This is a genomic window from Sapientia aquatica (genome assembly GCF_004358105.1).
Lineage (GTDB): Bacteria > Pseudomonadota > Gammaproteobacteria > Burkholderiales > Burkholderiaceae_D > Solimicrobium > Solimicrobium aquaticum.
Genome location: NZ_SMYL01000001.1, coordinates 734,143 through 746,476, shown reverse-complemented (window position 1 = coordinate 746,476; position 12,334 = coordinate 734,143). Strand labels below are relative to the sequence as shown.

At 47.3% G+C, this 12,334-nt stretch carries 9 protein-coding genes; 2 read left to right on the top strand and 7 right to left on the bottom strand.

The genetic code is table 11. The features are described from left to right. Positions 1-34: 34 nt before the first annotated feature. Positions 35-1,909: an ATP-dependent zinc metalloprotease FtsH gene (ftsH, locus tag E2I14_RS03375; protein ID WP_133325386.1), complete on the bottom strand. Its 1,875-nt coding sequence runs from the start codon at positions 1,907-1,909 to the stop codon at positions 35-37. Positions 1,910-2,090: 181 nt separating this feature from the next. Further along, positions 2,091-2,726: an RlmE family RNA methyltransferase gene (locus tag E2I14_RS03370; RefSeq protein WP_133325384.1), complete on the bottom strand. Its 636-nt coding sequence runs from the start codon at positions 2,724-2,726 to the stop codon at positions 2,091-2,093. Positions 2,727-2,772: 46 nt separating this feature from the next. On the opposite strand from E2I14_RS03370, the gene yhbY reads away from it, so the two are divergent. Then, positions 2,773-3,249: a ribosome assembly RNA-binding protein YhbY gene (gene yhbY / locus E2I14_RS03365; RefSeq protein ID WP_133325382.1), complete on the top strand. Its 477-nt coding sequence runs from the start codon at positions 2,773-2,775 to the stop codon at positions 3,247-3,249. A 48-nt stretch (positions 3,250-3,297) separates the two neighbouring features. On the opposite strand, the gene E2I14_RS03360 is transcribed toward yhbY, so the two are convergent. The 4 genes from E2I14_RS03360 to carA form a co-directional block, all read right to left on the bottom strand. Further along, positions 3,298-3,759: a DUF4149 domain-containing protein gene (locus tag E2I14_RS03360; protein ID WP_133325380.1), complete on the bottom strand. Its 462-nt coding sequence runs from the start codon at positions 3,757-3,759 to the stop codon at positions 3,298-3,300. Positions 3,760-3,840: 81 nt separating this feature from the next. Further along, positions 3,841-4,317: a transcription elongation factor GreA gene (greA, locus tag E2I14_RS03355; protein WP_133325378.1), complete on the bottom strand. Its 477-nt coding sequence runs from the start codon at positions 4,315-4,317 to the stop codon at positions 3,841-3,843. 139 nt (positions 4,318-4,456) lie between these two features. Continuing rightward, entirely contained in the window at positions 4,457-7,675 is a 3,219-nt protein-coding gene (gene carB / locus E2I14_RS03350) for a carbamoyl-phosphate synthase large subunit (protein ID WP_133325376.1), read from the bottom strand. 1 nt (position 7,676) lies between these two features. Further along, positions 7,677-8,846, bottom strand: a complete 1,170-nt coding sequence (carA, locus tag E2I14_RS03345; RefSeq protein WP_227544583.1) for a glutamine-hydrolyzing carbamoyl-phosphate synthase small subunit — start codon at positions 8,844-8,846, stop codon at positions 7,677-7,679. A gap of 458 nt (positions 8,847-9,304) precedes the next feature. On the opposite strand from carA, the gene E2I14_RS03340 reads away from it, so the two are divergent. After that, the gene (locus E2I14_RS03340; protein ID WP_133325374.1) at positions 9,305-11,344 is read left to right on the top strand and encodes a M13 family metallopeptidase; all 2,040 of its coding nucleotides are present in this window, start codon (positions 9,305-9,307) and stop codon (positions 11,342-11,344) included. A gap of 88 nt (positions 11,345-11,432) precedes the next feature. Here the strand turns inward: E2I14_RS03340 and E2I14_RS03335 are convergent, their stop codons facing one another. Further along, a complete protein-coding gene (locus E2I14_RS03335; protein ID WP_133325372.1) occupies positions 11,433-12,302 on the bottom strand; it encodes an alpha/beta fold hydrolase in 870 nt (289 codons plus the stop codon). Positions 12,303-12,334 lie beyond the last annotated feature (32 nt).

Sequence of the window (12,334 nt, the reverse complement as noted above, 5' to 3'; positions counted from 1 at the left end):
TTTCTGCCCGTGCTAGCCACCCGAAAAACCGAGACTAGACGGTTGCGGTCACGCTTGGAGCAATCCCATCGCCAGAACTTGGTTTTCTGATCGATCCACTGATCTTTGGTGGACGTGGTTCCAACCCTTGCATAATGTCACCAATTTGATCGGCATCGATTGTTTCCCAGTCCAGCAACGCTTTGGTCATCGCTTCGACCTTATCCCGATTTTCTTCCAGCAATTGACGGGACTGAGCATATTGGGTGTCTAAAATACGGCGAATTTCAGCGTCGACGGTTTGTTGAGTTGCCTCAGAAATTGTCTTAGAGGCGCCGCCAAAATAGCCTTCTTGTTGACTGTCTTCGTACACCATCACACCCAATTTTTCGGACATCCCGAAACGCGTCACCATTGCGCGTGCTAACTTGGTGGCACGAGCGAAATCGTTCGACGCGCCAGTTGACATTTGACCGACAAAAATTTCTTCCGCAATTCGACCACCAAATAAAATGGTGATTTCACCGAGCATTTTATCTTTGTAGCCACTAATTTGATCGTGCTCTGGAAGTTGCCAAGTTAAACCTAATGCTTGACCGCGCGGCATGATTGTCACTTTATGCACCGGATCAGCCTTCGGCAACAAGCTTGCTACAACGGCATGGCCGGATTCATGGTACGCGGTGTTACGACGCTCGTCTTCACGCATAACCATCGATTTCCGTTCCGGACCCATGTAAATCTTATCTTTGGCGTCTTCAAAATCCTGCATTTCGACCAAGCGCTTGTTACGGCGCGCTGCGAATAAAGCAGATTCATTTACCAAATTGGCCAAATCCGCACCTGAGAAACCCGGCGTGCCACGAGCCAAAATATCGGCTTTAACATCGGGCGCAATCGGCACTTTGCGCATATGAACATTCAAAATCTGCTCACGACCACGAATGTCTGGCAATCCAACGGTAACTTGACGGTCAAAACGACCTGGGCGCAACAAGGCTTTGTCTAACACGTCGGCGCGGTTGGTTGCCGCAATGACGATGACGCCTGAATTGGCTTCAAAGCCATCCATCTCAACCAACATTTGATTCAACGTTTGTTCGCGTTCGTCGTTTCCGCCACCCATACCGGCACCGCGATGACGACCGACAGCGTCAATCTCGTCGATAAAAATAATACATGGTGCATGTTTTTTAGCGTTCTCAAACATGTCGCGAACCCGCGATGCACCAACGCCAACGAACATTTCGACAAAGTCAGAACCGGAAATTGTGAAGAAAGGCACCTTAGCTTCGCCAGCAATTGCACGCGCCAACAGTGTTTTACCCGTACCTGGAGGGCCAACCATCAAAACACCACGAGGAATACGTCCGCCTAATTTTTGGAATTTAGTTGGGTCGCGCAAAAATTCGACGATTTCTTGGACTTCTTCTTTAGCCTCATCGCAACCAGCGACATCAGCGAAACTAACATTATTATTTGTGTCATCAAGCATCCGGGCTTTGGACTTTCCGAAGGAAAACGCCCCACCCTTGCCGCCGCCTTGCATTTGGCGCATGAAGAATACCCAAACACCGATCAGGAGCAACATTGGCCCCCAAGACATCAATAATTGGACTAATAAAGATGGCTCTTCGGCTTGCTTGACGTCGAACTTGATGCCGTTAGCGACTAAATCACCGATCAAGCCACGATCTAAGTAAGTACCGGTAGTTTTAATCTTGTTACCCTCAACGGTAACTGCAGTGATATTTCGATCTTCGATCGTCACTTCACGTAATTGCTTAGCTTTGATTTGCTCTAAGAAGTCAGAATAAGCAACTGTCGATCCGCCGGAATTTAATCCTTTGCCGTCAAACTGCTTAAACACCATGAACAGCACCATCGCGATAACGACATAAATTGCTGCTTTAGAAAACATATTATTCACAAAAACTCCTTAGACACTCATTGCGTCTTTTGCAACCACAAAAAACAATGCGCCCGGAAAATTGCCGGGTTTTAAAATATTTTACTCGGAATTAGCCAACTTGATTGTTCAGCATATAGTGCCGGCTTAATGTTTATCAAGTATAAGTTGGTTAAATTCAACAAATTTTTACTTTATCAACTTATTTTAAGCCACGCCCCAGAATAAATATTTCTGAGGACTTGTCGCGACTAGCTTTTGGCTTTTTGGAGGAAACCTGGTTGAATTCGCTTTTAAAACGCGCCCAAACCGTGTTGTAAGCCGGGCCATGAAAGCATTTTACCAACAAAGAACCACTTGGTTTTAAATGTGCCCTAGAAAATTCAATCGCCAGTTCAATAATGTCTTCAATCCTCGCCGCATCCGCCGTGGGGATGCCAGACAAGTTCGGCGCCATATCGGACAACACCAAATCGACTTTACGACCTAGCAAGCTCGATTCCAGCAAATCCAATATTTCCTGCTCACGAAAATCTCCCAGCAAAAACTTCACATCAGCGATTGGCTCCATCGGCAACATATCCAAAGCGAATATTTCTCCAGAAATTCCACCACCGACCTGCCCCGACAACTTATTTCGTACATATTGTGACCAACTTCCCGGCGTTGCGCCCAAATCGACGATGATTTGACCCGGTTTGATGAGCTTTTCGGCTTCATCGATCTCTTTTAATTTATAAACTGCCCGCGCGCGATAGCCTTCCCGTTGTGCTAATTTCACAAAAGGATCATTTATATGATCGTGTAACCAGTTTTGGTTGAATTTATTCTTAGCCATTCGCGTAAAATACTACCTTTAGAAGAATATAGTGAAGAGTGTAAATATGTTAAAACTTACTGCGATTGAACGTAGCGCCTTACGCGCCGAGGCTCATGCCTTAAATCCTATCGTGTTGATCGGTGAAGCTGGCCTGACCGAAGGCGTTATGAAAGAAATTGATCTTGGATTAAATGTGCATGGATTAATTAAAGTACGCGTATTTGGCGATGATCGTGAAGCGCGCATTGCGATGTATGAATCAATTTGTGAGACCTTAAAAGCCGCCCCAATTCAACATATCGGCAAACTGTTAGTTATTTTCCGACCAAAACAAGAAGAAAAAACACAAAAAGTTTTACGTAAAACTGGCGGTGGATTGCGCGAAGTTACCATCGTCAAGCCAAGCCCAAGTGGCACCAAACGCCCTACCGTTTCCAAAGTCATGTTAAAAGGAAATGAACGCGTGACCGCTGGTGGAAACATCAAACGCGCTAAACCTCGCCAAGCCAGCGCTAAAAAATCAGCGTTGAAAGGTTCTTGATCTAGCGCCTTTGCGCTTTGAGCGTAAGTAGTATTGAAGAGGTGGTTATTAATTAACCGCCTCTTTTTTCGTCTTTGCGTCGGGTTTATTGTCTAACAGCTCCAAAATCAGCATAGCACCAATAATACTTTGCATCAGATAAAACCCACTTGATAGTCCGTGCAAGGCTCCGAATTTCCAGCGCACGTCCGGGTCGGACAATCCAGCAGCGCGCAGATCGGCCATAAATGGATGTAGCGCAAAAAATCCAACGACGGTACACAACACCATTCCAACTATTTTGCGATGGATTCTGCGGTGTTGAGCAAACCAGATAGTAAGCAAAGCGATTCCACAAACTAGTGATAGGCATGCCTCGACGAAGAACAGTTGTCCAGCAATTGTGCCGGCAAGTGCTTGATCGGCCAAGGTTTTGAACAAGGTTGGCGCAACGAGGTAGCCGATAGTCCATAAGCTGCCAACCCAAGCGGTGGTGATTAATAACTGGGCTCTAGACCAAACTGTGCTCATTCGGGATTCAATCAAAAACTTGGGTTAGGCTGATAGGCCGCAATACATACATTGACTCTTTTCGCGGCACCACCAAAAGCATTAAATATAGCGCACTTCGATAACTTCGTATTCGCGCACACCGGCGGGAGCTTGGACAGCGACGATATCGCCTGCGTATTTGCCAATCATGGCGCGTGCGATAGGAGACGTGATCGAGACTTTTTTCTCTTTCAGATCGGCTTCATCTTCGCCTACGATTTGGTAGGTGACTTTCTCGCCAGTTTCTAAATCATCCAAATCGACGGTGGAAGCAAACACGATGCGTCCATCGGCGTCCAACGTTGCTGGGTCGATGATTTGCGCTGAACTCAGTTTGCCTTCTAAATCCGCAATGCGGCCTTCGATAAAACTCTGGCGCTCTTTAGCGGCATCGTATTCGGCATTTTCCGACAAATCACCATGCGAGCGCGCTTCGGCAATCGCGGCAATTACATCGTGGCGGTCACGTGTTTTTAGACGGTGCAATTCTTGTTTTAATAACTCGGCGCCGAATTTGGTTAGTGGTACTGTGCTCATGGTATTTCTTCAAGTGAAAACCACAGAGCTTATTTACAAAGCACCGAAACAAAGTGCTAAATAAATAAGCTCTGTGGTTGTAGTAGTTAAAACTAGGACGATCAATTCGTAATAATCATCCTAAACCGCATGGAAGTGCTTAGTGTAAAGATTTATGCAATCCTTGTAAATCGTAGACATGCAATTCATCCAAATGACGCATACCTTCCACAGCGGCCTCTGCACCGGCGATTGTCGTGAACGTTGTCACCCGCGCTGCCAGGGAAGAAACGCGAATCGCACCGCTGTCTTGGATGGCTGAACGCTTCTCTTCGACCGTGTTGACCACTAGCGCGATTTCACGGTTTTTGATCATATCGACGATGTGTGGGCGCCCTTCACTCTTTTTATTAACGGCAGTTACCGGAACACCAGCGGCGTTAATTTCTGCTGCCGTACCTTTGGTTGCCAAAATCGTGAAGCCCATCTTCACGAGGTTAGCCGCAACTTTTACAGCGCGAGCTTTGTCGTTGTTTTTCACACTCAGGAACACTTTGCCGGAACGCGGCAAATTAACACTGGCACCCAATTGCGATTTTACGAAAGCTTCGCCGAACGTTTTACCAACGCCCATGACTTCGCCCGTTGATTTCATCTCTGGCCCTAAGATCGTGTCCACGCCGGGGAATTTCACGAATGGGAACACCGCTTCTTTGACGCTGTAATAAGACGGTGTCACTTCATTGAAAATACCTTGATCGTCGAGTGATTGTCCAGCCATGCAACGCGCTGCGATTTTGGCCAATTGCAAACCAGTGACCTTGGATACGAACGGCACGGTGCGTGATGCGCGCGGATTGACTTCCAACACGAACACGACATCTTTACCTTCGCTTTGCTGAATCGCGAATTGCACGTTCATCAAACCGACCACATTCAATCCTTTTGCCATCAGCGAAGTTTGGCGCTTTAATTCATCAATCGTGCCAGAAGCCAACGAGTATGGCGGCAACGAGCAGGCTGAATCGCCCGAATGTACACCAGCTTGTTCGATATGCTCCATTACACCGCCGATAAAGGTGCGTTTGCCATCAGACAAGCAATCCACATCGACTTCAATGGCTGAATTCAAGAAGCGATCCAACAACACTGGAGAATCGTGCGAAACCTTAACCGCTTCACGCATGTAACGCTCCAAATCGCGCTGTTCATGCACAATTTCCATCGCACGTCCGCCCAATACATACGAAGGACGTACCACTAACGGGTAGCCAATTTCTGCCGCTAAGCGCAGCGCATCTTCTTCGGTGCGCGCGGTGCGATTTGGCGGTTGGCGCAGATTTAAATCTTGCAGTAATTTTTGGAAGCGCTCACGATCTTCAGCCGCATCGATCATGTCTGGCGTTGTACCAATAATTGGTACGCCGTTAGCTTCCAAATCCAACGCAAGTTTTAACGGTGTTTGACCGCCGTATTGAACAATGACGCCAACGGGTTTTTCTTTAGCAACGATTTCTAATACATCTTCCAAAGTCACTGGCTCAAAATACAGGCGATCGGAGGTGTCGTAGTCGGTGGAAACAGTTTCTGGATTACAGTTGACCATAATCGTTTCGTAACCATCTTCACGCATCGCCAAGGCGGCATGCACGCAGCAATAATCAAATTCAATACCTTGACCGATGCGGTTTGGACCACCACCCAACACCATGATTTTTTTATTGTTGGTTGGCAGTGATTCGCATTCTTCTTCGTACGTGGAATACATGTACGCTGTTTTCGTCGCGAACTCGGCGGCGCAAGTATCAACGCGTTTGTACACCGGATGAATGTTGAGCGCATGGCGAGTCTCACGCACGGCTTTATCGGTCGTATGCAACAGTTTCGCTAAACGACGATCCGCAAAACCTTTTTGCTTTAAGCGGAATAATGTGTCTGTGCTCAACTGATCTAATTGCTGAGTTTCCAGCCACAATTCGATATCCACGATATCTTTGATTTGCGCTAGGAACCAAGGATCGATACGTGTTAATTGATGCACTTCTTCCAAACTAAAGCCTTGCGCGAATGCGTCACCCACATACCAAATCCGCTCTGGGCCTGGCTCGCCTAGCTCTTCTTCGATTGTTTCGCGGTCGCGTGTTTTTTCATTCAAACCATCCACGCCAACTTCCAAACCGCGCAGCGCTTTTTGGAAAGATTCTTGGAAGGTGCGACCAATCGCCATGACTTCACCAACCGACTTCATTTGAGTGGTTAAGTGATGATCTGCTTGTGGGAATTTTTCGAACGTGAAACGAGGGATTTTGGTGACCACGTAATCAATAGTTGGCTCGAATGACGCCGGTGTCGCGCTACCAGTAATATCGTTACGCAATTCGTTCAAAGTGAAACCAACAGCTAACTTGGCCGCGATTTTCGCAATTGGGAAACCAGTCGCTTTCGATGCCAAAGCAGACGAGCGCGAAACGCGGGGATTCATCTCGATAACAATCATGCGACCGTCAACTGGATTAATCGCGTATTGCACGTTGGAGCCACCGGTGTCAACGCCGATTTCACGTAACACCGCAATCGAGGCGTTACGCATGATTTGGTATTCTTTGTCGGTCAAGGTTTGTGCTGGTGCGACGGTAATGGAGTCGCCAGTATGCACGCCCATTGGATCGAGGTTTTCAATCGAGCAGACGATGATGCAGTTATCCGCAGAATCACGCACCACTTCCATCTCAAACTCTTTCCAGCCGATCAAGGATTCTTCGATCAATAATTCGGAGGTTGGAGAGGCTTCTAAACCGCGTTTGCAGATAGTTTCAAATTCTTCTTCGTTGTAAGCAATCCCGCCGCCTGTTCCACCCATCGTAAATGACGGACGAATAATGACTGGGAAACCCAAGGTCTTTTGTACCGCCCACGATTCTTCCATCGTGTGCGCCACGTCAGAACGCGCTGAACCTAGACCGATTTTGGTCATAGCTTCTTTAAACTTGGAGCGATCTTCTGCTTTATCGATGGCTTCCGGTGACGCGCCGATCAACTCGCACTTGTATTTGGTTAAAACGCCGTGACGATGCAAATCCAACGCGCAATTCAACGCAGTTTGGCCGCCCATGGTCGGGAGAATCGCGTCTGGGCGTTCTTTTTCGATAATGCGCTCAACGACTTGCCAAGTGATTGGTTCGATGTACGTAACGTCAGCCATGTCCGGGTCGGTCATGATGGTAGCTGGATTGCTGTTGACCAAAATGACTTTGTAGCCTTCTTCGCGCAACGCTTTACACGCTTGCGCGCCAGAGTAATCGAACTCGCACGCCTGACCAATAATGATGGGACCAGCGCCGATAATTAAAATACTTTTTATATCACTACGTTTAGGCATATTAGTTTTTCTCCGACTTATTTTTTGCAGCTTCCATCAACGTAATGAAGCGGTCAAACAATGGTGCGATTTCATGTGGGCCTGGCGATGCTTCTGGGTGACCTTGGAAGCAAAACGCTGGTTTATCGGTACGTTCAAAACCTTGCAACGAACCATCAAACAACGAAACGTGTGTCACTTTGCAGTTCGCTGGCAAGGTCGCTTCATCGACTGCAAAGCCATGATTTTGCGAAGTAATAAATACTTCTTTAGTCACCACATCTTGTACCGGATGATTGGCGCCGTGATGACCGAATTTCATTTTCAATGTTTTGGCACCAGACGCCAGCGCCATGATTTGATGACCAAGGCAAATACCAAACGTTGGAATGCCGCGCTCGATCAATTCTTTGGCCGCGTCAATGGCGTAAGTACACGGTTCTGGGTCGCCAGGACCGTTGGACAAAAATACGCCATCTGGGTTGTAGGCCAACACGTCTGCAGCACTGGACTCAGCCGGCAAAACGGTGACTCGGCAACCACGTTGCGCCAACATACGCAAAATATTGCGCTTTACTCCAAAGTCGAATGCCACCACATGATATTGCGGCGTGGTTTGTGTACCGTAACCGGAACCCAAAACCCATTCTGTTTCAACCCACTCATACGCATGATCTGTTGTCACGACTTTGGCCAAATCCATACCGGCTAAGCCTTTAAAGGATTGCGCTAATTGAATCGCTTTTTGCGCATCGTCACCCACCAAGATCGCGCCGCATTGCGCGCCTTTTTCGCGCAAGATACGCGTTAATTTCCGTGTATCGATACCAGCGATGGCGACGATGTTTTGTGATTTGAGGTAATCCGACAGATTTTGCTCGGAGCGGAAGTTCGATACCAATAACGGTAAATCTTTGATAATCAGACCAGCGACTTGGCACTTACCGGATTCATTGTCTTCTGAGTTGATACCGACATTACCGATATGCGGATACGTCAAGGTGACAATTTGTTGGCAGTAGCTTGGATCAGTCAGAATTTCTTGGTAGCCAGTCATGGCTGTATTGAAAACAACTTCGCCTACGGTGTGTCCAGTTGCTCCAATTGAGTAACCATGAAACAAGGTGCCGTCGGTGAGTGCGAGAATGGCTGGAGATTCCAAGCCTGGGCGTAAGGACTGCGGAAATGGCAGCAAGGGTAACTCCTGAGTTGTTACCGCCGATGCGACCGTTCCGCTAGAGCTGAGTACAACAAAAGCCCAAAAACTGGGCTGATTGTAACTGGCTTAGTCGATATGGATGTTGGTATGCGCTATGCGGCGGGAATTAAGTTAGATAAACCCTCCTATTATAGAGCAAAACAGACCTCCCATCTAGCTACTTCTTCAAATTATGGGCTATGAATTTAACCATTAATCGGTTTTTATGGAGATTTATTCAATTTAAATGCCGTTCAATCTGTCGAGAACACGGATTTGACCAATTAAACTTAAAACAATAAAAATTTATTGCAATGACGAAAGAACTATTTCAGAATCCACATGTCTCTGACACTGACTTTTTCATTACAGCAACAAATTATCCATACATGTAATTGATTCAAGTCGCATTTATTTAAAAACAATTCCTAAAATCCCTCTGGAGCAAATTCATGAAGCAACTCACCAAGCGCTTTGCACTTAGCGCGATTGTACTGGCCTTATCCAGCGCCTCGGCATTCGCAGCAACCACTCAAGCTTCTGGCATCGATAAAGCAAACATTGACAATGCTGTGCGCGTGCAGGACGATTTTTATCGTCACGTAAACGGCACTTGGTTAAAAAATACCGAAATCCCCGCCGACAAATCACGCTGGGGTTCATTCAATATTTTGGCTGACGCGATTTTGCCGCAATTGCGCGACATTATTGATGCGCAATCCAAGGGCGCGGGCAATGTCCCAGGTAGCGACGCACAAAAAATCAGCGACATCTACGCCAGTTACATGGACACCGCCACCATTGAAGCACTTGGTTTAAAGCCACTGGATGCGACATTTGCTCAGATCGATGCATTGACCGATAAGGCACAATTACCAGCGCTGATCGCGCACTTCAATCGGATTGGCGTTACCTCACCATACGATTTTGGCGTTCACCAAGATGCTAAAGATTCGACCAAGTACATTGTTGACCTCGGTCAAAGTGGCTTGGGTTTGCCTGACCGCGATTACTATTTAAAAGACGACGATGCGAAGCTCAAAGCCGCACGCGACGCCTACCAAAAACATATCGAAACAATGCTGACAATGGCCGGCGACGCGAAAGCAGCTGACAGCGCAGCAGCAATTTTGAAATTAGAAACCGCCATTGCGCAAATCCAATGGAGCAAAGTTGAGCAGCGCGACCCAGTCAAGAGCTACAACAAGTTTGATCTGGCCAAGCTCAACGAGTTGACCCCAAAACACGATTTCTCATCCTATTTAAAAGCGGTTGGCGTTGATGGCAAAATTACCTACGTCATCGTTTCGCAACCAAGCTATTTCGCTGGTTTAGCGCAAATCATTCAAGACACGCCGATTGAAACCTGGAAAACCTATTTCAAATGGCACGCTTTGTCGTCCAACTCATCATTATTGCCAGCTAAATTTGCTGATGAACACTTCGCGTTTTACAGCACCACATTGCGCGGCGTACCACAGCAAGAAGTGCGTTGGAAACGTGCCGTTCGTATGGCCGATGGCGAAATGGGCGAAGCATTAGGTAAGCTGTATGTAGCCAAATATTTCCCAGCTGAATACAAAGTTCGCATGGAAAAATTAGTCGCCAATTTATTGGCCGCTTACAAGCAAAGCATCGATAAATTAGACTGGATGAGCCCAGAAACTAAGAAAGAAGCCCAAGCAAAATTGGCAACCTTCATGCCAAAAATTGGTTATCCAAGCAAATGGCGCGACTACTCTGCCCTGATAATTAAGAAAGACGATTTAGTCGGCAACAGCATGCGCGCAGTTGAATTTGCGAACCAATTCCAAATCGATAAATTAGGCCAACCAATCGACCGCACCGAGTGGGGCATGACACCGCAAACCATCAATGCGTATTACAACCCAGAGTTGAACGAGATTGTGTTCCCAGCGGCGATTTTGCAACCTCCGTTCTTTAACGCCAAAGCCGATGACGCCGTGAACTATGGCGCAATTGGCGCGGTAATCGGCCACGAAATCAGCCACGGCTTTGACGATCAAGGCAGTCAGTACGATCAAAACGGTAATTTGCGTGACTGGTGGACAGCACAAGACCATGAGAAATTTGCGGCTAAAACAGCGGCTTTGGTCAAGCAATACAATGCTTTCAGCCCATTGCCAGGTTATTTCGTCAACGGTGAATTAACCTTGGGTGAAAACATCGCCGATAACTCCGGTTTGGCGATTGCCTTCAAAGCCTACAAAATTTCGTTGAATGGCAAAAAAGCGCCGATCATTGGTGGCTTCACTGGCGAGCAGCGCTTCTACATGGGATTTGGTCAAGTATGGCAAAGCAAGAGCCGCGATGCGACTACCTTGGTTCAAATCAAAACTGATCCACACTCCCCTGCCGAATTCCGTGGCAATGGTACTGTGCAAAATCAACCTGATTTCTACAAGGCGTTTAACGTAAAAGCCGGCGATAAAATGTATGTCGCGCCAGAAAATCGCGTCATTATTTGGTAATACCATCGAGCTGCCCCAAGCAGCTTGAAATAAAAAGGGCGATTTAACATCGCCCTTTTTTTACGCCATACATTTCAGCAACTTTGGACTAGCTATTAATTGGAATTTGCAGCAACAACTGCTGAATCATCGCATGCGCTTTATCTGCCGCCACCTTTGGTGACTCCAGCGGATACAAGTGCCCTCCCTCGATCCACTCAAAATTATCTTGCACCAATTGCTGAGTGTGATAAATCCCTGCTTGGCGGCATTCGACCGAAGTCGTTCCGCAAATAAAGCCAATCGGAACAGGAAAAGGCAAGCGGCGCAAGCGTTTATTACCGTGGGGCAGCGTGCAGTAGATCGCTGTTTCTATACTGCGTTTAAAGCGCAAAGTCACGCCCCGGGGATACGGCTCAGTGCCATAGTCGATGTAATCGCGCAAGACTTGCTCGGGCCAAATGGCGAACATCTCTTTAGCGGCAAAATGTTGAAATGCGGCTTCTTTATCGGGCCAACTTTGACGTCTTTTTTTAGCGAACTTCGCTGGTGGGACAAACATCGTCAGGCCCAGTTTTTTGCCGATAAATAACAGTTTTGCGCGCCAACCCGCGACCACCGGTGAATCCAGCATCAGCACGCAGCGAACTAAATCAGGCCGCATTGTAGCCACCATCATACTCAGCATACCGCCGAGCGAGTGTCCTAATAAAATCGCTGGCTGGCCTTGATTGGTCTCAAGACTAGCAATCAATTCCTTGCATAATTCCGGCCAACTATCGCTCACTGGATAGGCTGGATTATGTCCGTGCATTTCCAAGGCGCGAATGCGGTAGCTGCTTTTGAGGTGGGAAAGAAATGCGCTGTAAGTGCCCGTCGGAAAACTATTACCGTGCACAAAATGCAGCAGCGGGAGCTGGCTATCGTTGATATTGTTTTCGTTTGATTGCAACCAAAATGGAGTCGTTGAATCGTGCATAGGAGCAAAACCTTGCCATACCGTAAAGGCGA